Annotated in this window: 21 protein-coding genes and 1 pseudogene; 11 read left to right on the forward strand and 11 right to left on the reverse strand. The window is 53.5% G+C overall.

The window, feature by feature from the left end; all coding sequences use genetic code 11:
- Positions 1–9: 9 nt before the first annotated feature.
- On the reverse strand, positions 10–1,062 hold the full coding sequence (locus ACZRJQ_RS15700) for an MBL fold metallo-hydrolase (protein ID WP_463979243.1): 1,053 nt from the start codon (positions 1,060–1,062) through the stop codon (positions 10–12).
- 287 nt (positions 1,063–1,349) lie between these two features.
- Between ACZRJQ_RS15700 and ACZRJQ_RS15705 the strand changes: the two genes are divergently transcribed.
- Complete coding sequence (locus tag ACZRJQ_RS15705; RefSeq protein WP_463979244.1) at positions 1,350–2,411, forward strand: diguanylate cyclase; 1,062 nt, start codon at positions 1,350–1,352, stop codon at positions 2,409–2,411.
- A 119-nt stretch (positions 2,412–2,530) separates the two neighbouring features.
- Here ACZRJQ_RS15705 and ACZRJQ_RS15710 read toward each other — a convergent pair whose 3' ends face one another.
- The gene (locus ACZRJQ_RS15710; protein ID WP_463979245.1) at positions 2,531–2,854 is read right to left on the reverse strand and encodes a DUF2025 family protein; all 324 of its coding nucleotides are present in this window, start codon (positions 2,852–2,854) and stop codon (positions 2,531–2,533) included.
- A 233-nt stretch (positions 2,855–3,087) separates the two neighbouring features.
- Between ACZRJQ_RS15710 and ACZRJQ_RS15715 the strand changes: the two genes are divergently transcribed.
- From ACZRJQ_RS15715 to ACZRJQ_RS15735, 5 genes are all read left to right on the forward strand, one after another.
- Positions 3,088–4,221 carry a glycerophosphodiester phosphodiesterase gene (locus ACZRJQ_RS15715; protein WP_463979246.1) on the forward strand — a complete coding sequence of 378 codons (1,134 nt, stop codon included), beginning with the start codon at positions 3,088–3,090 and terminating at the stop codon, positions 4,219–4,221.
- Between the two features lie 220 nt (positions 4,222–4,441).
- A complete protein-coding gene (locus tag ACZRJQ_RS15720) occupies positions 4,442–4,747 on the forward strand; it encodes a PepSY domain-containing protein (RefSeq protein WP_463979247.1) in 306 nt (101 codons plus the stop codon).
- A 207-nt stretch (positions 4,748–4,954) separates the two neighbouring features.
- Positions 4,955–6,112, forward strand: coding sequence for a GAF domain-containing sensor histidine kinase (locus ACZRJQ_RS15725; protein WP_463979248.1), 1,158 nt, complete (start codon positions 4,955–4,957; stop codon positions 6,110–6,112).
- 123 nt (positions 6,113–6,235) lie between these two features.
- A complete protein-coding gene (gene mddA, locus ACZRJQ_RS15730; protein ID WP_463979249.1) occupies positions 6,236–7,024 on the forward strand; it encodes a methanethiol S-methyltransferase in 789 nt (262 codons plus the stop codon).
- 166 nt (positions 7,025–7,190) lie between these two features.
- Positions 7,191–7,706, forward strand: coding sequence for a GNAT family N-acetyltransferase (locus ACZRJQ_RS15735; protein WP_463979250.1), 516 nt, complete (start codon positions 7,191–7,193; stop codon positions 7,704–7,706).
- A 5-nt stretch (positions 7,707–7,711) separates the two neighbouring features.
- On the opposite strand, the gene ACZRJQ_RS15740 is transcribed toward ACZRJQ_RS15735, so the two are convergent.
- The gene (locus ACZRJQ_RS15740) at positions 7,712–8,200 is read right to left on the reverse strand and encodes a GyrI-like domain-containing protein (RefSeq protein WP_463979251.1); all 489 of its coding nucleotides are present in this window, start codon (positions 8,198–8,200) and stop codon (positions 7,712–7,714) included.
- A gap of 198 nt (positions 8,201–8,398) precedes the next feature.
- Between ACZRJQ_RS15740 and alaC the strand changes: the two genes are divergently transcribed.
- Positions 8,399–9,607, forward strand: a complete 1,209-nt coding sequence (alaC, locus tag ACZRJQ_RS15745; protein WP_463979252.1) for an alanine transaminase — start codon at positions 8,399–8,401, stop codon at positions 9,605–9,607.
- A 67-nt stretch (positions 9,608–9,674) separates the two neighbouring features.
- Here alaC and ACZRJQ_RS15750 read toward each other — a convergent pair whose 3' ends face one another.
- Together ACZRJQ_RS15750 and ACZRJQ_RS15755 are read right to left on the reverse strand one after the other, a co-directional pair.
- Positions 9,675–11,027 carry a GntP family permease gene (locus ACZRJQ_RS15750; RefSeq protein ID WP_463979253.1) on the reverse strand — a complete coding sequence of 451 codons (1,353 nt, stop codon included), beginning with the start codon at positions 11,025–11,027 and terminating at the stop codon, positions 9,675–9,677.
- Positions 11,028–11,112: 85 nt separating this feature from the next.
- The gene (locus ACZRJQ_RS15755; RefSeq protein ID WP_463979254.1) at positions 11,113–11,646 is read right to left on the reverse strand and encodes a gluconokinase; all 534 of its coding nucleotides are present in this window, start codon (positions 11,644–11,646) and stop codon (positions 11,113–11,115) included.
- A 228-nt stretch (positions 11,647–11,874) separates the two neighbouring features.
- Here ACZRJQ_RS15755 and gntR point away from each other — a divergent pair, with 228 nt between their 5' ends.
- Positions 11,875–12,906, forward strand: a complete 1,032-nt coding sequence (gene gntR, locus ACZRJQ_RS15760) for an HTH-type transcriptional regulator GntR (RefSeq protein WP_463979255.1) — start codon at positions 11,875–11,877, stop codon at positions 12,904–12,906.
- Positions 12,907–13,087: 181 nt separating this feature from the next.
- Positions 13,088–13,588 (forward strand): hypothetical protein, encoded by a 501-nt coding sequence (locus ACZRJQ_RS15765; RefSeq protein ID WP_463979256.1) that lies wholly within the window; start codon positions 13,088–13,090, stop codon positions 13,586–13,588.
- A gap of 73 nt (positions 13,589–13,661) precedes the next feature.
- Here the strand turns inward: ACZRJQ_RS15765 and ACZRJQ_RS15770 are convergent, their stop codons facing one another.
- Entirely contained in the window at positions 13,662–14,234 is a 573-nt protein-coding gene (locus tag ACZRJQ_RS15770) for a methyl-accepting chemotaxis protein (protein WP_463979372.1), read from the reverse strand.
- Positions 14,211–14,981: pseudogene (locus ACZRJQ_RS15775) on the reverse strand (PAS domain-containing protein); the annotation flags it as partial. The gene ACZRJQ_RS15770 and the pseudogene ACZRJQ_RS15775, both read right to left, overlap by 24 nt.
- Before the next feature lie 606 nt (positions 14,982–15,587).
- On the opposite strand from ACZRJQ_RS15775, the gene ACZRJQ_RS15780 reads away from it, so the two are divergent.
- Positions 15,588–15,998: a GNAT family N-acetyltransferase gene (locus tag ACZRJQ_RS15780; RefSeq protein ID WP_463979257.1), complete on the forward strand. Its 411-nt coding sequence runs from the start codon at positions 15,588–15,590 to the stop codon at positions 15,996–15,998.
- A 9-nt stretch (positions 15,999–16,007) separates the two neighbouring features.
- Here the strand turns inward: ACZRJQ_RS15780 and def are convergent, their stop codons facing one another.
- The 3 genes from def to ACZRJQ_RS15795 all read right to left on the reverse strand — a co-directional run bounded on the left by def (position 16,008) and on the right by ACZRJQ_RS15795 (position 17,889).
- Positions 16,008–16,547, reverse strand: a complete 540-nt coding sequence (gene def, locus ACZRJQ_RS15785) for a peptide deformylase (RefSeq protein ID WP_463979258.1) — start codon at positions 16,545–16,547, stop codon at positions 16,008–16,010.
- A gap of 2 nt (positions 16,548–16,549) precedes the next feature.
- The gene (locus ACZRJQ_RS15790) at positions 16,550–17,503 is read right to left on the reverse strand and encodes a YihY/virulence factor BrkB family protein (protein ID WP_463979259.1); all 954 of its coding nucleotides are present in this window, start codon (positions 17,501–17,503) and stop codon (positions 16,550–16,552) included.
- 194 nt (positions 17,504–17,697) lie between these two features.
- Positions 17,698–17,889 (reverse strand): CsbD family protein, encoded by a 192-nt coding sequence (locus ACZRJQ_RS15795; RefSeq protein ID WP_463979260.1) that lies wholly within the window; start codon positions 17,887–17,889, stop codon positions 17,698–17,700.
- 199 nt (positions 17,890–18,088) lie between these two features.
- Between ACZRJQ_RS15795 and ACZRJQ_RS15800 the strand changes: the two genes are divergently transcribed.
- Positions 18,089–18,466, forward strand: coding sequence for a hypothetical protein (locus tag ACZRJQ_RS15800; RefSeq protein WP_463979261.1), 378 nt, complete (start codon positions 18,089–18,091; stop codon positions 18,464–18,466).
- A gap of 87 nt (positions 18,467–18,553) precedes the next feature.
- Here ACZRJQ_RS15800 and fadD1 read toward each other — a convergent pair whose 3' ends face one another.
- Complete coding sequence (gene fadD1, locus ACZRJQ_RS15805) at positions 18,554–20,245, reverse strand: long-chain-fatty-acid--CoA ligase FadD1 (RefSeq protein ID WP_463979262.1); 1,692 nt, start codon at positions 20,243–20,245, stop codon at positions 18,554–18,556.
- Positions 20,246–20,346 lie beyond the last annotated feature (101 nt).

Raw genomic sequence — 20,346 nt, forward strand, 5'->3', positions numbered from 1 at the left:
CACTCCCCCTCAGAGCCTGCCGTCGTGATGGGTGTCACCCTCCTCTGTCGGCACGTTAACCCACCACGCACTGCCCTTGTGGGGCTGACGCAGGTTAAAAGCCTCGCCCATGTGTGGCGTTGTAATCAGCACATTATGTTGCCGAGCCAACGCCACAATGCGATCAAAGGGTTCATGCCAAGGGTGAAACGCCAAATCAAAAGTACCGTTGTGGATGGGCAATAACCAGCGGCCTTTAAGGTCGATATGGGCTTGCAGGCTCTGCTCTGGCTGCATGTGTACGTCTGGCCAGTCCGCGTTGTAAGCGCCCGTTTCCATCAGCGTCAGATCAAATGGGCCAAATTGCTCCCCAATTAACTTAAACCCATCGAAGTAACCTGAGTCGCCACTGAAGAAAATCCGCACATCGTCAATGATCATTACCCACGACACCCAAAGCGTCTGGTTGTGGTCAAACAACCCACGCCCAGAAAAATGCTGACTAGGGGTCGCAATAAAACGAATGCTGTCGATGTGGGTGTGTTGCCACCAATCCAGTTGCTGCACGTTTTGCGCTGGCACGCCCCACCGAATGAGCAAATCACCCACGCCAAGCGGGGCTAGAAAGTGACGGGTTTTGGCTGCCAGCTTTAGCACTGACTTCTGATCAAGATGATCGTAGTGATTGTGGGAAAGAATGACGGCCTCAAGGGCCGGAAGCTCATCAAGGCTGATCGGCGGCGCATGAAACCGCTTGGGGCCAACCCACTGAAAGGGAGAAGCACGCTGCGCATAAACCGGGTCGGTCAGCCAATATTTGCCCTTGAGCTTAAGCAGCAAGGTGGAATGGCCTAGCCGAAACACACTCAAATCAGGGGCCATCTCCAGCGTTTGAGGGCTTAAGGGCTCAACTGGAATAAACCCGGCGGGCCGCGTATTCAGAGGCTTTCGAAATAACATTCGCCAAAAGATGCCCAAGGTTTTACCCAAACTCGCAGCTGGCCTGACACCTTGATTCTGAAATTTACCCTGATACCGCTCAGCGGGCCCAAGCCCGTCGTTCCCGGAAGAGTCAAAGGCCATGCTCAAAAGACTCCAATAAACGAACGTCACGATTACGCTCGTTGTTGGACGATAGAAGGTCAGCCATCATTTTCAAATCAATGTGCGCATTGGCGAGTAGTGTCAGGCAGCAATCATCGGCACCTTAACTGCCACATGCAGCTAATCTTGGTGCTAACGTAAACGCCTTAACCGTGCAGGCCATTGACATCCCAACCCTTGGAAATGCTCAACCTGTTGGAATCACAAACAGCGGTGCCGTGCCAAGCGGCAACCACGCCGGACTCAAACATCTTGCGCAGATCACTATGGACAACCAATTAGGTAAAGGCCTGTCATTCACTCAGCGCATTTATGTGCCACGAGTCATTGGTTCAGGGATCGGTTTTATCTGCGTGATGGCCGCTCTTTACCCGCTCAATACACCCGGCTGGTTGTGGGGAGTGCTGTTGATCAACGGTTTTGTCTGGCCGCACCTAGCGCTTTTACTGTCTTCACGGGCGGCCTACCCGTATCGCGCCGAGCGCCGCAACATCCTCTTCGACTCGCTGTGCGGAGGCTTTTGGGCGGCGAGCATCCAGTTCAATCCGCTGCCATCGGTGATCATCTTATCGATGATGACCATGCATAACGTTGCAGCAGGCGGGCCTAAAATGCTGATTCGAGGGGCATTGGCTCAAGTGGCAGGCATCCTGCTTTCGCTCCTGCTTCTTGGGGCGGCCTTCAACCCTCACACAACAGCTCTGCAAATCTATGCGTGCATCCCCGTGCTGATTTTTTACCCATTCGCCGTGGGTATGGTCAGTTACAAACTAGCCATCCAACTGGCAGAACACAAACGCACTCTGAGCGCCCTGAGTCGTACAGACAGCCTGACAGGGCTGTTGAATCACGGTTCATGGAAAGACCTGCTGCACATTTGTTTTCAGCAATGCCAGCACGATCAATCCGCTGCCACCTTGGCTTTGATTGATATTGATCACTTCAAGACCATCAATGACACCTATGGTCACATCATCGGTGACAGCGTATTGCGCCAACTGAGCAAAGAGCTGAAAGACAACTTGCGCAGCGATGATTTTGCAGGCCGGTATGGCGGCGATGAGTTCTGCGTCATTTTGCCCAATCGCACGCTCGCCCAGGCGCAGGAAATTCTGGAACGGTTACGCCTTGTGTTCTGCCAGTACCAACACTGCGAAGCACCTGGGCTGCAAGTGAGCCTGAGTATAGGCTTGGCATCGTACCGCACCGATCTACAGGACGCCGGCATGTGGCTCAACGAAGCCGACAAAGCGCTGTATATCGCGAAAAAGACAGGCCGTAATCGGATCAGTCTCGCAGCAGCAGACCAGTTTATGGACTCCGTTTAAAGCCCAGTCCGGCAAGGCACGCGCGCAAACGCTCAGTTAACTGAATTGAACACACAGCTAACCGAGCGAAGGGTGAGCCTGACATCCAGCATGCCCCGACACACTGTGAGCGAGCGTTCTTAACTCACACACCTGCGTACCGCCGAGATTTCAGGCACGTCCCGACGCTGCATGTACACACGCAAGGGCTCGGTGATGTTTAAGCGATCGTCGATATTTTGATCCAGCAGCAACTGAATCAATTCGCGCTTGAGGGTCATGGTGTCTGCGGCATCGGCCTGCCAGACAAACTCGCTGGTTGGCGTGATGTTGTCGTCTGCCACATCCATTCCGAAGGAATCTTCACTGAATCGGACAATGTACTGCTGTGTCTTACGATTGAAACCTACAAAGCCGTTAAGTAGGTCGGCAGCCTGACAGATGAGTTGCGAAGTGATACGCATGGTAAACCTCACTAACGAGCCGCGAGGGCTCTGGGACGATGGTTTACACGCAAGTCTTAAACACGCATCCCTCTGCTGGGAACGCTGGGTGAGCGAAGAATACTGCACAAACGGGCAAATAAGTGCTGCAAATTAAACACGACGCACGTTTATGTCGGGTTCTCGATAGCGCTCCCGTAGCGTCAGTTGCTAAAAGACGCCCCTATTTTTTATGCGACCAAAGGAACTCAACAATGCCTGACACTTTTAGCAAGAGCGCACTGCTGCTGAGCCTGCTTCTGGGCATGGGCGGCGCACACGCTGCCAGTGAGTCAAAAAGCGCTCAGACAACCTTGGCCAATGCGCATGGCATCCCGCGCCCGGCGGTTATTGCTCACCGAGGAGCCTCTTTCGATGCGCCGGAATCAACCGCTGCCGCTTACACACTGGCTCGTGATCTGGGCGCTGACTATCTGGAAATGGACCTGCAACGCAGCAAAGACGGCGTGCTGTTTGCCTTGCATGACAACAGCCTGCTGCGCACCACTGACGTGGCCAAAAAATTTCCAGAGCGTAAAGACAGCCCTGCAAGCGCCTTCACCTTGGCGGAGTTGAAAAGCCTGGACGCTGGCAGTTGGTTTAATCAGGCCTACCCTGATCGTGCTCGGGCCTCCTACGCCGGCCTGCAAATTCTTACCTTGGATGAAATCATTGATATCGCCCAAGGCAACCCACAACATGCACCCGGTTTGTACATTGAAACCAAAGAGCCCAAACAGTTTCCGGGCCTTGAACACGATCTGAAAAACGCACTAAACAAACGTGGATGGCTACAGCCTGCTACTTCAGCAGAGGCCAAAGGCGAACCAAAGGTGGGCCAAGGCAAAGGCCGGGTAATACTGCAAACTTTTGAAAAAAGCAGCCTACAACTGCTGCAAAAAGAAATGCCACAAACACCAAAAATCCTGTTGTTGTGGGTCGGTGAAGGCGGCATGGCCCCCAGCTCCAGCGTCAGCTTTGCCGATTCCGGCGAGAAGGACAAAGCCGCCTACTACGCCAAGCAACAACCCAAAGACAAAGCAGAATTCATGCAATGGCTCGATTTTGCCAAAGCCCACGGCGCCATCGGCACTGGCCCTTCAGCAACCCTGACCAATGGTGGCGACCAAAGCTACTTCGACCTGATCCAACCCTGGATGAACAAAGCCACCCACGACAAAGGCATGTTGGTGCATGTTTACACCTTGGACGAACCTGTGGATTTCAAAAAAGCTATGGAGGCTGGCGTAGACGGGATTTTCACCAATCGTGCCGCGCAACTGCTCAAACACTACCAACGCCCGAGCCCAGTCAGCGTTAACCAACTGCTGGAAAAAAACGGCTACTGAGCCAATAAACCCGCACGTCAGTCTTGGGGCTGTACGAAATATATCTGCGCCCCGTGATCCCTCGTTGAAAACAGCCGAACAATGCCCATTTACAACTCGTAAGCGGCACTTGCTCTCCTGTTTTCGACTTGCCTAACCTTGGCGCGAAAAATTAAGGGTGAGTTAAGTTGCGCTGGTTAATCTGATCCCACTTAAACAGATCACCCCAGAGGGATTAAACATGAAAGCACTTAAAATTTTGTTCGCCGCTACTGCCCTGACACTGACCGCTGGTTTGGCTCAAGCTGATGTGCGTCCAGACCATATCCCGGATCTGCTCAAATCGGGTGAAATCACCTCATTTGAAAAGCTGAATCAAGCGGCTATCGCACTTCATCCGGGTGCAACAATCCTCGACACAGAGCTTGATCACTCTTACGGCAAGCTGGTGTATGAAGTTGAGTTGCGCGATACCAAAGGTGTTAAGTGGGACGTCGAACTAGAGGCAAAAAACGCTGAAGTTCTGCAAAACAAACAAGATCATTGATTTAAAGTAACCCTGTTTAAAAGCCGCGCCCCTTGTTATGAGAGGCGCGGCTTTTTTATGCGTTTATCCCGCATGAATCCATACCAAAGTTATTTGCACTCGCTAGAATTGCGCAATCATCGCCTACAACAGAGAGCGTCGACCTTGGTAAATAAGACAGCGGCCGCCGACATTACAACCATTGGCCGAATAAGCGCTGTACCGGCAATGCTTCAAGTTATCAGCGAGATGACAGGCATGCGCTTTGCTGCCATCGCAAGGGTGACACAAGATAGCTGGACGGCCTGCGCAGTGCTGGACAAGCTCGGCTTTGGCTTGGAGGTGGGTGGCGAGCTGGAGCTGGCCACCACCTTGTGTTTTGACAGCATGAACTCGCACTTACCGATCATTATCGATAAGGCGAGCGACGATCCGCTGTACTGCAACCATCACACGCCAAAGCTCTACCACTTTGAAAGTTACATCACGATTCCTGTAGTGCGCACCGACGGCCGCTTCTTCGGCACCCTATGCGCGCTTGATCCGGAACCTGCGACAGTCAAAAACAGCACCATCCAGAACACCATGCAATCTTTCGCTCGCCTGCTCGCGCTGCAAATCGAAGCCGAAGAGAACCTGCAACGTACCGAAGACGCACTGCTTGTCGAGCGTGAAACAGCGGAGCTACGCGAGCAATTTATTGCCGTGTTAGGCCACGACTTGCGAAACCCGCTGTTCGCCATCACCACAGCGGCTGAGCGTTTATTGCGTAAACACCCCAACGCCACAACGGATAGCTTGGTGAAACACATACTGAGCTGCGGCCTGCGGGCTTCAAGTCTGGTTGAGGACGTGCTGGACTTTGCCAGAGGCCGACTTGGCAGTGGCATCCCGATTACAGTGCAAGAGTGCCCGAATCTCGATCAAGCATTACGCCATGTCATCCGCGAAGTACAAAGCGTGCACCCTGAGCGCCTGATACACACCCACCTTCAGCCGCTGACCGGGATTCATTGCGACAGTGACCGTTTATCCCAATTGCTCTCTAATTTGCTGGCCAATGCAATCGCTCATGGCGCTGGCGATGGTGTAGTTGAGGTTCAAGCACACATCATCGATCAGACATTTACCCTGACAGTCAGTAATCAAGGCAATCCCATTGCGGCGGATGTGCTGCCGCAGTTGTTCCTGCCTTATTCGCGTCCGGCCAATGACACGCCCCAAGCTGGCTTGGGCCTTGGTTTGTACATTGCCAACCAAATTGCCCTGTCTCATGGCGGCCGACTGGACGTCTGCTCAAGCCTGCAAAAAGGCACTGTCTTTAGTTTTCACCTGCCCATTACACAGCCAAAAAAAACAACACCTGATCCGTCTCTGGGTGCCTGAGTGGTATGAAAAGCTTCATCTTTTCAAACTGACCACCGGCAAGGGCCAAGTGCTCAAGATGGGCTATGGTGTGCATTCAAGCAGTCTGCAACACCCCTCAGCCATGTACGAAAGGAGTCGTTCATGCACACCAAGCTCGCCCCAAAATCCCTTTTAAGCACACTCATCGGGAAACTCGCTGGCATTGCCTACAGCCTGTTCAGCTACGTGTTCTTCTTGCTGACCTTTCTTTACCTTATAGGTTTTCTGGGCAGCGTATGGGTACCGAAAACGATTAACTCTGGCCCCGCCCTCTCATGGCCGTTGGCGCTCTTAGTCGATGTATTACTCATTACTCTGTTCGCCGTGCAACACAGCGGCATGGCTCGTAAAAGCTTTAAAAACTGGTGGCTCAATTACGTGCCCGCCCCTGTTGAGCGGGCCACTTATGTACTGGTCACCAGCGCAGTGCTTGCGCTGATGTTTTGGCTATGGCAACCGATTGATACCCCGGTATGGACCGTTGAGTCTTCGGTGGCCCGGGCTCTGCTCGCGGCCGGATACTGGACGGGGTGGGGCATCGTATTGCTGGCCACTTTTCTGCTCAGTCACTTTGAATTGTTCGGCATCAAACAAGCGCTTGATGCTTTACGCCTGCCAAAGGCTGCGCCCTGCACCTTCAAAACGCCCATGCTCTACAAAATCGTCCGGCACCCTCTGTATCTGGGGTTTCTGATTGCCTTTTGGGTCACGCCTGACATGAGCGTCGGGCATCTGGTGTTTGCCTTGACCAGCACGCTTTACATCGTGATAGGCACACAGCTGGAGGAGAAAGACCTGGTTGTACTGTTTGGCGACAAATACCGTCGCTATCAAAAGGAGGTCGGCATGTTGCTGCCGTTTATGCGCCGAAAACCGTCTCCAAAGGATTAAATGGCCTGTACGCTGGCGCACCCGGCGGCACAACGCGCCACACGTTTAATGTCACTCGCCATCAAAAACCCACGCCGGTATTTATAGAAAGCCAAGATAGGTAGACACTGGCGCCCTGCTTTAACGGCGCACCGCGCCTGCCCATTGCGCCCAGACAGAACTCAGCATGAACAGCCGCCTTTGCCTCTACGAAGAACTAACGCCCCTGCAACGCGAACAACTGCGCGAGGTTGAGGTTCACCCTGAACAAATTGCCTTTTGCGGCGATGTCACATCGGCTTTGCACTCACTGCCTGCGCAACCTCATGCAGGTATAAAAGGCTTGGCCCTGCTCAGCGATGAAGTACCCGTGGCCTTCTTGCTGCTCAAGCGCCACCCGCTATTAGCCCATTGGGCCGATGCCGACAGCGCCACCCTGCACGCATTGCAAGTCGACAAACGCGTTCAGGGGCAAGGTTTGGGTAAAGCATGCCTGAGTGCGCTACCACTGATGCTCCAACACCTTTGGCCTGACATTCGTCAGGTGATGCTTTCTGTGAGCGTCTTCAACACAGGCGCGCTGGCATTTTATCTAAGCCAGGGCTGGGTCGAGGATGGCGAAGCCTATCGCGGTGAACGCCGCCTGGTGCTTCGCCTAAGCGACTGCGCTGCGCTGCAACAATCACTACCGCAGGCAGTTTGAAGCGTTTATAGCCTCTTTAACGGCAGCCAGATTTCCACTGACCCAGCCCCCGTTTGCGGATCAAAGTCTGCACTGTAACGTTCAAACTCTGGTGCATCCGCAGCCTCACGCCCCGAATGGGGTAGCCAGTCATTCCAGATCGACTGGAATGTTTGTCCAAGGCTTGTCAGCGGCCCTTGATGCTCAAAAACGGCGTACTCCTGCTCTTTTAACTCAACCCAACGATACTCTTCGGGCAAGTCATCGAGCTTGCTGATCGCTACGCCTGCGATGTATTCAAAACCACCCTTACCGTCCGGGTTACAGCACACGCCGTAAGTTTCGCCGCCTACTTGCCCTGGAACCTTCCCTATGCACGAAAGGAGTTGCGTCCACAACTTCGGAATATCTGCCACGGAGCCCTGGGTAAAGTGCCTCCCAAAACCCGCAATCAGTTGAAACGGGCCTCTAGCGAATCGGGGAGCTGAGAGCTGAAACTTTTGTGCTTCGTCCATAGGGGCGCGCTCGGTAATTAAGTAGGCGACACAAGTTGTGAGTATAGGAACAAATACAGATACGGCCCTAACCTGTGAAAAATACACCTGTTCTGTATCTAGACAGCTGCCCGTGCGCGCCATTATTGTTTCGCCCAGACCACCGCAGTGGTCAACGTCGCTCGGACGGTTCCGGGCGCTTACGTACCAGAGGCATACATGGCAGACCAAGGTTCGCCGCGCCGCTTTGCGCGCATAGATCGACTCCCCCCTTACGTGTTCAACATCACTGCTGAGCTGAAGATGGCCGCCCGACGTCGTGGCGAAGACATTATCGACTTCAGCATGGGCAACCCTGACGGCCCAACCCCGCCACACATTGTTGAAAAACTCTGCACTGTCGCCCAGCGTGAAGACACCCACGGCTACTCCACTTCCCGGGGCATCCCGCGTTTGCGCCGGGCAATTTCGCGCTGGTACGCCGACCGTTACAACGTTGAGATTGATCCCGAGCACGAAGCTATTGTGACCATTGGTTCAAAAGAGGGCCTGGCACACCTGATGCTTGCCACTCTTGATCAAGGCGACACCGTTCTGGTGCCTAATCCCAGCTACCCAATTCACATCTACGGCGCTGTCATTGCTGGCGCCCAAGTGCGCTCAGTACCGCTGATTCCGGGCGTGGATTTCTTTGCCGAGCTGGAAAAAGCCATTCGTGGCTCAATTCCCAAGCCCAAAATGATGATTCTGGGCTTCCCGTCCAACCCAACCGCGCAGTGTGTTGAACTGGACTTTTTCGAGCGTGTGGTTGCATTGGCCAAGCAATACGATGTGTTGGTGGTACACGATCTGGCCTATGCCGACATCGTCTACGACGGCTGGAAAGCCCCTTCAATCATGCAAGTGCCGGGCGCCAAAGACATCGCCGTAGAGTTTTTCACCCTGTCCAAAAGCTACAACATGGCAGGCTGGCGAATTGGCTTTATGGTCGGCAACCCTGAACTGGTCAATGCGCTGGCCCGCATCAAGAGCTACCACGACTACGGCACATTTACCCCATTGCAAGTGGCGGCCATTGCGGCACTTGAAGGTGATCAGCAGTGCGTCAAAGACATCGCCGAACAATACCGGCAACGCCGTAACGTCTTGGTAAAAGGCCTGCATGAACTGGGCTGGATGGTCGAAAACCCAAAAGCGTCGATGTATGTCTGGGCAAAAATCCCTGACGCATACGCCCACTTGGGTTCGCTGGAGTTTGCCAAAAAGATGCTGGCAGAGGCCAAGGTGTGTGTTTCACCCGGCGTAGGATTTGGTGAGTATGGCGACGACCATGTGCGCTTTGCACTGATCGAAAACCAGGACCGGATTCGTCAGGCCGTTCGCGGAATTCGCGCCATGTTCCGTGCCGACGGCTTGAGCCCGATGTAAGCCTCTACCCACTCACCGCAGCTGCGATCTGCTCAAAAGATCGCAGCTGCGGGCGAGGTGCGGCGTTTTAGACCACCAACGACAACAGCAGAATAAAGATCAAACCTACAACCGACAGAATGGTTTCCATTGCAGTCCAAGTTTTGAAAGTCTCGGCTACGGTCATATTGAAGTACTGCTTAACTAGCCAGAAACCCGCATCGTTCACGTGAGACAAGATCAACGAACCCGCACCGGTCGCCAGTACCAGCAGCTCGCGATTCACCCCCGGAATCAAGTCCACTACCGGCAATACAATCCCCGCGCCAGTGATGGTTGCAACCGTGGCAGAACCGGTCGCAATACGGATCACCGCCGCCACCAGCCAAGCCAGCAAAATCGGCGAAATCTGTGCATTGACCGCCATATGGCCGATCACGTCCCCCACTCCGCTGGCAACCAGCATTTGTTTGAAGCCGCCACCTGCACCAATGATCAAGATGATCGCCGCAGTAGGGGCCAAACTTGCGTCGAGCAGTTTAAGGATGCGCTTGGAGTCGATCCCTTGCTTGGCGCCGAACGTATAAAGCGACAGTAGCAACGCCAGCAGCAGTGCACTGATCGGGTGGCCGATCATGTCCATCCAGCCACGGAAGAAGTTGCCATCAGGCAGCGCCACGTCAGCAAACGTCTTTAGCAACATCAAAAACACAGGCAACAACACGGTAGCCAAGGTGATGCCAAAGCTCGGCAGACTGCTGGACTCCGGCTCGCTTGCCAGTTGATCCACCAACTCTTGCGACGCATGGCCGGGAATGTGCTTGGCGATCCAGGTGCCGTAAATCGGCCCGGCAATAATGGCCGTCGGCAAGGCCACAATCAGGCCGTACAGAATGGTTTTACCGATATCGGCACCGAACACACCAATCGCCAACAGTGGGCCCGGATGCGGCGGCACCAGACCGTGTACCGCCGACAAGCCGGCCAGCAATGGAATACCGATTTTGATGATGGACACGCCAGTGCGACGCGCAACAATAAACACCAGCGGGATCAGCAATACAAAACCAATCTCGAAGAACAGCGGGATCCCTACCAGAAACGCCGCGAACATCATCGCCCACTGCACCCGCTCCTTGCCGAAAGCACGAATCAGGGTGCGAGCGATTTGGTCAGCACCGCCGGAGTCGGCCATCATTTTGCCAAGCATGGTGCCCAACGCCAGGATGATCCCGACAAAGCCCAATACGCCGCCAAAACCGTCTTGAAACGACTTAATGATTTTGTCCGTAGGCATGCCTGAGGTCAGGCCTAAAAACGCAGAGGCGATGATCAGCGCAATAAAGGGGTGCAACTTGAATCGGGTGATCAGTACGATCAACCCGATGATGGTCACCACTGCATCAATCAGCAGAAAGGTGTTTTGGGACATGCCTAGCATGGGGCGTCTCCTGCCTTGTTTTTGTTTTTAAGTGCGAATGTACAGCCGCAGCTGACGTGGATAGCGCTGTCTTTTTTATGAACAATCATGGCGTTGTCAGCACCGAATGCTCACGCCACCAATCACGCGCGTCACTTGCCAATTGGGCAATGTCTTTGCTCGCCGCATCCAGTGTGAGCACCAACGGCTCATCGACGGGCGATTCAAGCGCAGCGAACTGGCTGTCGATCAGGGTCTTGGGCATGAAATGACCGGGGCGATGTGCCACTCGATCAGCAGCAACAGCTGGGGTCAACTCAAGAAACACGAAGCCCAGACCGCTGACAGCACCGCGCAAACGCTCGCGATAACGCAGCTTCAGGGCAGAACAGGTCAATACCGGACGCTGCCCGCGGGCAACAGCCACGCGCAACGCATCGCACAAGCTATCAAGCCAGCCGGCGCGGTCTTCGTCGGTCAGGGGAATGCCTGCACTCATCTTGGCGATGTTGGCGGCAGGATGAAACGCATCGCCCTCGATCGGGGTTGCGCCATTAAGCTGGCACAGCGCCTGACTCACGCTGGACTTGCCGCAGCCGGCAACCCCCATGATGACGAGGGCAGTGATAGGTTGACTCATGAAACACCTCAGTCCGTAGACAGCGCTGTCTTTGCACCCGCGTTCAATACTTGAAAGCAAAGCACAAAGCCGGAGCTACCGACGTCTATTTCTCATTTTTATGGGGAAACGCGTTGGCGCTCTCGACATACAAAGCTGGGGTAAAAACCTGGCCACAATCAGGCAATTGCGGGCACGCCAGGACAGCGCTACCTTAGTGACTTGTTTTTTGTTTGGCAAGCCACCCCGATGACCACCCCCAAGAACGATAAAAATACCCGCACCACAGGGCGCCCGACCTTGAATGAAGTCGCACGACTGGCAGGTGTCAGCCCCATTACCGCCTCGCGCGCATTGCGCGGTATCACCAGTGTTGCGACCGACCTCGCAGAAAAGGTGCGCATGGCCGCAGACGAACTGAATTACGTCGTTAACCCAGCCGCTCGGGCTCTGGCTTCGGCGCAGAGCCACTCTGTCGTGGTGCTGGTGCCTTCTTTGTCCAACCTGTTGTTTATTGACACCCTCGAAGCCATTCATGCCGTATTGCGCCCCAAAGGCTTTGAAGTGCTGATTGGTAACTTTCACTACTCACGCGATGAAGAAGAAGACCTGCTGCGTAACTACATGGCTTACCAGCCACGCGGTCTTTTGCTGACAGGCTTTGATCGCTCCGAAAGCTCCAGACGGATGATTGAAACCAGTAATGTGCCCTGCGTGTACATGATGGAACTGGACGCCGCTGCCGGCCTGAACTGCGTCGGCTTTTCGCAGTTAAAAGCGGGCGAAACCGCAGCTCAGCATTTGATTTCCCGCGGGCGCCGACGCTTGGCCTACATCGGCGCTCAGTTGGATCAGCGCACGCTCTTGCGGGGTGAAGGCTATCGCCGAGCCTTGCAGCAAGCCGATTTATACGACCCAGACCTTGAAGTACTCACACCACGCCCCTCTTCGGTAGGCCTGGGCGGCGAGCTATTTTTACACTTGCTGGCCAGCCATCCGAATGTGGATGCGATTTTTTTCGGCAATGACGACCTTGCCCACGGCGCTTTGCTAGAGGCTGCACGTATCGGTATAAAAATTCCCGAGCAAATCGCAATTCTGGGCTTCAACGATTTGCCCTCGTCCGAATTTATGGTGCCGCGTTTGAGCAGTATTCGTACCCCCCGAGAAGCCATTGGCCGTCGCGCCGCCGAACAAATGCTCACGCTGATGGCGGGCAACAAAGTGGCTAATCCGGTACAAGACATGGGCTTCGAGCTGATGGTGCGCGAAAGCAGCTAAGCGCACGCGCCATATCCCGCTAAAACCTTGCCCATTGTTAGCCGCAAGCGGCAAGGTTTGACCGCCTGACACACCGCTAAAAACCGTCGCCCGCCTGTAGCCCTTCAAAATCGGCGTGCACCTGAGTGGGCATACTAATTGCTGGTAGATTGGCCATCACCGTTTCTACGAGGCCACGTTCATGTTGATTAGCGCGCAGCAAACGTCTCAGATCCAAAAAAGCCAGCGTACCGATCTAGACCCAACTACAGCGGCTGCTAGCGTGCTGTACAGCGGCATGCTGCAAAACCAGCAGCCATTAACCAATATTCAAGCCTCAGCGGCATCGGTCGCGGGTGACAAGCAGGCGGACAACGTCAACGCTGCATTCGCCAAAACCCGCGTACTGCTGCAAGCCAGCGTGCCCGAAGCCGCAGCCGTGCAAAGCACCAGCACTCAAAACAGCACGGCTGCCACTCAAGGATCGGCGGCTGAAGAGTTCAAGGACTACATGAGCAAACCCGTCACACAACGGATTCGTGAGCAGTATCTGAAAGAATTGGGACTGACCGAAGAAGACGTGAAAGCCATGCCCCCTGAGCAGCAGCAAGCCATCGCCGATAAAATCAGCGACTTGATGAAGGGTCAGCAAGCCATCAAACAAGCTGAAGTCGCACAGAACGCCGCTGAAAAACAGGTGTAAGGTTTTTTCAGGCGCCCCCCACCCTGTAAGCGCTGCGCTGCCTGCTCGCGCTTACAGGGCCGCTCAATCCGCCTTAATGCAGTTGCAAGGTGGAGTTGAATTGGCTGATAGCATCCACCACATGCTTGGAGCCTTGCTGAATCTCCAAAATCGCTTCCCCCGCCTCATTGGCCAACTCGACCCCCAGCCCGGTTCGACTCAGGCTTGACTGCATACTCGTCACAGCACTGAGGGATAAATCATGGTTCTTGCGCACCACCTCCACAATCTCAAGCGTGGCCGCACTGGTTCGCGCCGCCAGGCTTCTTACCTCATCAGCGACCACCGCAAAGCCACGCCCATGTTCACCCGCTCTGGCCGCCTCAATCGCCGCATTGAGCGCCAGCAAGTTGGTTTGATCGGCAATACCGCGGATGGTCTGCACAATTTTGCCAATGATCTCTGACTGCTTGCTCACCGCATCAATGCTTTGTGCAGCTTCATTAAGATCTTTGGAAATCGCTTCGATGATTTGCACCGTTTGCTGAACCACCTGCGACCCCTTTTGCGCACAGGCATCGTTTTGCACGGAAGTGGCGTGTGCTGAATCGGCAGCCGTTTGCAGGTTGGTGACTTGAGCGGTGATGTCACTGGCAAACTTGACCACTTTATACAGGCGGCCCTTGGCATCAAAAATCGGGTTGTAAGATGCCTCGAGGAAAACCACATGCCCGTATTTATCCACCCGCTCAAAGCGCCGCGAGTGGTATTCGCCCCGATTGAGCGAGGCCCAAAAAGACTTATACGCTGCGGACTCTCGCTCGCTGGTCTTGCAGAACATACTGTGGTGCTGGCCCACAATCTCACCCAGCGAGTAGTGCATGGTGTCCAGAAAGTTCTGATTGGCGTGTATGACGCGACCGTCGGGAGAGAACTCAATCAAGGCCATTGAACGGCTCAAGGCATTCACGATGCTCTCGTTTTCGTGCTCTTTATTAATGCGCTGAGTGATGTCTGCAGCCACCTTGATGACGCTGGTTACAGTGCGATTTGCATCAAGAATCGGCATGTAACTGGCTTCTAGCCACACCTCGCGCCCCGCCCTGTCGAGGCGTAAAAAGCTTCCACTTAGCGCTTCGCCTTTGGCCAGGTCGTGCCAAAAGCGAATGTACTCATCGCTGCGGGTGTAAGCCTCATCACAAAAAATTCGATGGTGTTTACCGCGAAGCTCATCAATCGAGTAACCGGTCACCCGACAAAAATTGTCGTTGGCCTCCAAAATGGTGCCATCAGGCGCGAACTCAATGATTGCCATTGACCGGCTGATCGCCAGAACTTTGGCCTTCATGTCACTGAGAGAGCAAGTGAGGCGTTGATTTTCAAGCAGATCAGCTTTGCGGTGCGAGTTAAACATGGCTCAATCCCTGGAGGTGCTGTCTATTGATAATTCAAAGGTTTCAAGACACAACAAACCGCCTGCGCTATTTAACTCTTGTCACAAGAGCTTTGTTTGCAGTTCGGGTATTAAAGCAATTAAAGGTCAGGCCCTGTAAATCTGAGCATAGTCAGCGAAAAAAACCGTGCAAGCACATTGCCATCAAAATGCGACGAAACACTCAATACGCACAAAGTTGTCAAACAGACGATGCTGGCTTTGTACATTAATGGAGGCCCGAAAACCGAGCCCCCAGAGGCTTTACTTAATGCCCGAACAAGCCTGATTCAGCTTTTTTCGACTTTTTGTCAGCACGCTTCTCATCAGCGGTTTTGGCGGGTTTCTTCTTGGCTGACTTCTTTGAATCCATACCTTTGCTCATGTCACGTACTCCACTGTTCAGGGATGTAGCCTCACGTATAACACTTATCACCCGCCTTAAGACTTTTAACTGTGTTATTCAAAAAAACGCTGAATATGAATTTTTAATTGCTAAATAGTTTCAACACTCTCACACCCACATAACATCCAAAATCAATAGTTATTGTTTATAATGCGCGCCCCAAAATCCGCGACTGTGAACTCATGCCCTCCCTTGTTTATGCGCCACTTGAAGCAGCCTTATGGCCTTTGATGAACAAGTTTTACCGCAGCCATCAATCATCGATGAAAGCGAGTAAGGACGCACAGCTATGGGTGGCACGAGAAATAGAAATCGTTGCCGGTCTATGCTTGAGGCCAGCGGCACAGGGTTATTGGTTGACGGGCCTGTTTGTAGCCCCTGCTCTACGCAAAAAAGGCATTGCCAAAGCATTGGTCGAACAGGCAGTAACGCCTTGCGAGGGGCCTGTATGGCTGTTTTGCGACCCTGAGCTACAAGGGTTTTATGAAGGGCTGGGGTTTAGCCTGGACACCACGCTCCCCCAGGTTTTGCACGAACGTTTGGTTCGCTATCAACGCAACAAGGCGATGATAGCGATGGGCTTGGAGCCGTAAGCTGAAGACCTACTCCTGAGTGCCCGGCTCCAGATCAGGGAATAACACGTCGATAAAACCGAACTTGCTGAAATCCTTGATCCGCGACGGGTATAGGCGACCGATCAGGTGATCACACTCATGCTGCACCACCCGTGCGTGAAAGCCTTCGGCCTCACGCACAATAGGCTCACCCTTGGGTGTGAAACCTTCGTAGCGGATCTTCTGAAAGCGCTCAACCATTCCACGCAACCCCGGAACGGACAGACAACCTTCCCAGTCCTGTTCAACGGTCGGGCTCAACGGGGTAATCAACGGGTTAATCAGGATCGTCTGCGGGACAGCTTCCGCATCGGGGTAGCGTTCGCTGTGTTCGAAACCAAAAATAACCAGTTGCAGGTCAACTCCAATCTGCGGAGCCGCCAAGCCCACACCGCCTGCGTGCTCCATGGTCTGCAACATGTCGTCGAGCAACTGCCACAGCTCTGGCGTATCAAACATTTCAGCAGGCACGGGCTGCGCAACACGCAGTAAACGCTCATCACCCATTTTCAAAATTTCACGAATCATAGTCAGGCTTCATCAGAAGTAGGTTTGAGGGAGTGGTCACGGCCCAGACCAGAAACATGCTGCTTTTCATCCGGCATATTGGACTCATCGAATGTTTTCTCACCCGGGTCCTTGCCTTCGACAGACATGTGTTCGATCACTGCATTCATCTCCGCACCCAGCAACAGCACTGCTGCTGAGATGTAGAAGTACAGCAACAGCACGATAATTGCGCCGATGCTGCCATACATGGCGTTGTAATCGGCAAAGGTTTTGACATAAAACGCAAAACCCAACGACGCCACAATCCACACCACCACAGCCAACACCGAGCCTGGTGTGATAAAGCGAAATTTTTGCTCAACATCCGGCATGACGTAATAGATCACGGCCACCGCAACCATCAGCAGCAACACGATGACCGGCCAACGCAAAATGGTCCACAACGTGACAACAAAATCTTCAAGACCTACTCGCCCAGCCAACCAACTCATCACCTGAGGGCCAAGCACCATCAGTGCAGCCGCGGCCAAGAGCATGCCTGCAAGACCAATGGTGTAAAAAATCGACAGCGGAAAGCGCTTCCAGACTGGCCGCCCCTCAACCACGTCATACGCCGCATTCATCGCGCTCATCATCAGCCGCACGCCGGCCGAAGCCGTCCACAGCGCGATCACAATACCCACAGACAACAAGCCACCTTTGGACTGCTGCAACTGATCAATCACAGGGTTGACCTGCTCTAATGCCTGAGGCGGCAACACCAGCTCGGACTGTAAGCGCAGCCAAGTAAAGAAGTCAGGCAGATGCAAAAAACCGATCAGCGCAATCAAAAACAGAATGAACGGGAACAGCGAAAACAACATCTGATACGCCAGCGCCGAGGCGTAGGTCGACATTTCATCGTCGATAAACTCTTTGACCGTACGGATCAAGACTTTGCCCAGTGGCAGGCCCTTCAAGACCGGAAAAAACATAGCGTCTCCTTTCGCCGCTCAAGGGTTTCATTCAACAAGCCATCCCACAAAGATGGACAGGCGTTTTACCTCAAAAGTAGTCGAGTTGGCGACTTTGAAAACATTTGACCCAAAAAACCATAAAAACGGCCATCACTGGGATGGCCATTTTCGATATTGCAGGCAGCTTGCGCACCTCATGGGCGCGCGAACCCTCAAGCCTTGTCGACGGCCTTTTTCACCGCATCCTTAACCTTTCCGACAGCCTGTTGCCCTTCACCTTTCAATTCCTGGGCTTTGCCCTCTGCACGAAGCTGATCGTTATCAGTGGCTTTGCCAACTGTTTGTTTGACATTACCGACTGCTTCGTTCGCCATGCCTTTGATCTTATCGCCAGTGCTGCTCATGGGATTTCTCCTGATGAAATTTCGGACGTCATAACCTCGACAGTAGGTTGACCTGCCTGTATCTGGCAGAGTTTCATTTATTTTCTGTGGTTCATTTCATCACCCAGCGCAGGTTTGGCTTTATGTTTACTCGCTAACCCCCGAGAATGCGCAACGTATTCAGGCTATGGCGCTGAAGATCCAGAATTGTAGGAAGGTTATGAAACTCGATAAAAAGCAGGCCATTGCCCGCAGAAACCAAGAGCTTGGCGGCGCAGTGCTCGGCGTTAATAACTGTCATTTCGCTACGCTGAACACCAACAAAAACATCTGGTGGTTCGATATTCCGTTGGCCCGTTTGGCCATCGGTCAATACGAATGGGTGCACCTGTTGCTGCACACCCCAAGCACCGACCAGATGCTGCACTTGAAAGTCACCACAGCATTTTTGCGTGAAAAACGCGAAGGCATGGTGGTACGCGCCACGCATAAGCGCACACCGACCATGAGCCTTGAGCTAAGCGCCGACAAAGACTCGTACTTGCAAGACGTTCGCCCTGCTGGCACAGGCGTTAACTTTGCGCAGTTTTTGCTGTAGTCGCTGCTGCAGGCTGTGAAGGGTCGTAGACCCTGAGCCACAAAAAACAAAGCCCCGCTCGTGCGGGGCTTTGTCGTATCAGGCGCCTTACTTTTTAAGGCCCAGTTTTTTCAGCTCTTCGTCACGCAATTCTCGACGCAAGATCTTGCCCACGTTAGTCGTCGGCAAGCTTTCGCGAAACTCAATGACCTTCGGCACCTTGTAAGCAGTGACGTTCGCACGAATATGGACCATGACCTGCTCTTTGGTCAGGGTCATGCCCGGCTTGACCACAATAAAGACTTTGATCAGCTCGCCGGTTTTTTCGTCCGGTATACCGATGGCTGCCGATTGCAGCACACCCGGCAACGAAGCCATCACATCTTCCAGCTCATTGGGGTAAACATTGAAACCCGAGACCAGAATCATGTCTTTTTTGCGGTCAACAATGCGCATATAACCATCGGGCTGGATGATGGCAATATCACCCGACTTCAACCAGCCTTCGCTGTCCATGATCTCGTCGGTGGCGTCTGGACGCTGCCAGTAACCCTTCATGACCTGCGGGCCTTTGATGCACAGCTCGCCGATTTCGCCCAACGGCAACTCTTCGCCAGCATCGTTAATGACTTTGCACAGCGTGGACGGCACCGGAATGCCGATAGTGCCCGCCTGAATGTTTTGGATCGGGTTAACCGAAGCCACCGGGCTGGTTTCGGTCATGCCATAACCTTCGCAAATCGGGCAGCCGGTTACGGTTTTCCAGCGTTCAGCCACCGACAGTTGCAACGCCATACCGCCAGACAAGGTCACCTTAAGTGCCGAGAAATCCAGCTTGCGGAACGCATCGTTGTTACACAGCGCCACGAACAGCGTATTGAGGCCGACAAAACCACTGAACTTCCACTTCGACAGCTCTTTAACCATCGCCGACAAGTCACGCGGGTTGCTGATCAAGACGTTGTGGTTACCGATCAGCATCATTGCCATGCAATGAAAGGTAAACGCATAGATGTGGTACAGCGGCAGCGGGGTAATCAGGACTTCGCAGCCCTCGTTGAGGTTCGACCCCATTAACGCCTTGCACTGCAACATGTTGGCGATCAGGTTACGGTGGGTCAGCATCGCACCTTTGGCCACACCGGTGGTGCCGCCAGTGTATTGCAGCACTGCAACATCACTGCTGACCGGATTAGCTTCTTTGACGGGTTGCCCCTGGCCTTTGCTCAACACATCGTTGAATTTGATGGCCTGCGGCAAGTGATAAGCGGGCACCATTTTTTTCACGTACTTGATCACACTGTTGATCAGTACGCGCTTGAACGGCGACAGCAAATCAGCTACTTCGGTGACGAACACATATTTGACGGACGTTTGTGGCACAACCTTTTCAGCCAGGTGCGCCATGTTCGCCAGACACACCAACGCCTTGGCGCCGGAGTCATTAAATTGGTGTTCCATTTCCCGCGCGGTATACAGCGGGTTGGTATTAACCACGATCAAACCGGCGCGGATCGCTCCGAACACAGCAATCGGGTATTGCAGCAAGTTGGGCAGTTGGACGGCGATTCGATCGCCAGGTTGCAAGTCTGTGTGCTGTTGCAGATAGGCTGCAAAGGCACCAGAAAGTTCGTAGAGCTCACCATAGGTGATTGTTTTACCAAGGTTACTGAACGCTGGCTTGTCAGCGAAGCGCTGGCAAGATTGGCGCAATACCGTCTGAATATTCGGATACTCGTCTGGATTGATTTCGGCAGCAATCCCAGCTGGGTACTTATCCTTCCAAAAGCCTTCAATCATGGAAGCCCACTCCTCAGCGACGCGAATTCTTCACCGCATTTGATGCGGTTATTATTTGTTTGATTTTTATAATGAATACATATGGCTTCTTACTTACCGAG

This window comes from Pseudomonas sp. E315 (assembly GCF_055406205.1).

What these genes read in the sequence shown, in the direction of transcription:
- ACZRJQ_RS15700 (WP_463979243.1), bottom strand. Translation starts at nt 1,062, where the DNA reads ATGGCCTTTGACTCTTCCGGGAACGACGGGCTTGGGCCCGCTGAGCGG.
- ACZRJQ_RS15800 (WP_463979261.1), top strand. Translation starts at nt 18,089, where the DNA reads ATGAAACTCGATAAAAAGCAGGCCATTGCCCGCAGAAACCAAGAGCTT.
- ACZRJQ_RS15755 (WP_463979254.1), bottom strand. Translation starts at nt 11,646, where the DNA reads ATGAGTCAACCTATCACTGCCCTCGTCATCATGGGGGTTGCCGGCTGC.
- ACZRJQ_RS15790 (WP_463979259.1), bottom strand. Translation starts at nt 17,503, where the DNA reads ATGTTTTTTCCGGTCTTGAAGGGCCTGCCACTGGGCAAAGTCTTGATC.
- ACZRJQ_RS15720 (WP_463979247.1), top strand. Translation starts at nt 4,442, where the DNA reads ATGAAAGCACTTAAAATTTTGTTCGCCGCTACTGCCCTGACACTGACC.
- ACZRJQ_RS15780 (WP_463979257.1), top strand. Translation starts at nt 15,588, where the DNA reads ATGCCCTCCCTTGTTTATGCGCCACTTGAAGCAGCCTTATGGCCTTTG.
- ACZRJQ_RS15715 (WP_463979246.1), top strand. Translation starts at nt 3,088, where the DNA reads ATGCCTGACACTTTTAGCAAGAGCGCACTGCTGCTGAGCCTGCTTCTG.
- gntR (WP_463979255.1), top strand. Translation starts at nt 11,875, where the DNA reads ATGACCACCCCCAAGAACGATAAAAATACCCGCACCACAGGGCGCCCG.
- ACZRJQ_RS15710 (WP_463979245.1), bottom strand. Translation starts at nt 2,854, where the DNA reads ATGCGTATCACTTCGCAACTCATCTGTCAGGCTGCCGACCTACTTAAC.
- ACZRJQ_RS15735 (WP_463979250.1), top strand. Translation starts at nt 7,191, where the DNA reads ATGAACAGCCGCCTTTGCCTCTACGAAGAACTAACGCCCCTGCAACGC.
- fadD1 (WP_463979262.1), bottom strand. Translation starts at nt 20,245, where the DNA reads ATGATTGAAGGCTTTTGGAAGGATAAGTACCCAGCTGGGATTGCTGCC.
- ACZRJQ_RS15795 (WP_463979260.1), bottom strand. Translation starts at nt 17,889, where the DNA reads ATGAGCAGCACTGGCGATAAGATCAAAGGCATGGCGAACGAAGCAGTC.
- alaC (WP_463979252.1), top strand. Translation starts at nt 8,399, where the DNA reads ATGGCAGACCAAGGTTCGCCGCGCCGCTTTGCGCGCATAGATCGACTC.
- mddA (WP_463979249.1), top strand. Translation starts at nt 6,236, where the DNA reads ATGCACACCAAGCTCGCCCCAAAATCCCTTTTAAGCACACTCATCGGG.
- ACZRJQ_RS15740 (WP_463979251.1), bottom strand. Translation starts at nt 8,200, where the DNA reads ATGGACGAAGCACAAAAGTTTCAGCTCTCAGCTCCCCGATTCGCTAGA.
- ACZRJQ_RS15765 (WP_463979256.1), top strand. Translation starts at nt 13,088, where the DNA reads ATGTTGATTAGCGCGCAGCAAACGTCTCAGATCCAAAAAAGCCAGCGT.
- ACZRJQ_RS15725 (WP_463979248.1), top strand. Translation starts at nt 4,955, where the DNA reads ATGCTTCAAGTTATCAGCGAGATGACAGGCATGCGCTTTGCTGCCATC.
- ACZRJQ_RS15750 (WP_463979253.1), bottom strand. Translation starts at nt 11,027, where the DNA reads ATGCTAGGCATGTCCCAAAACACCTTTCTGCTGATTGATGCAGTGGTG.
- def (WP_463979258.1), bottom strand. Translation starts at nt 16,547, where the DNA reads ATGATTCGTGAAATTTTGAAAATGGGTGATGAGCGTTTACTGCGTGTT.
- ACZRJQ_RS15705 (WP_463979244.1), top strand. Translation starts at nt 1,350, where the DNA reads ATGGACAACCAATTAGGTAAAGGCCTGTCATTCACTCAGCGCATTTAT.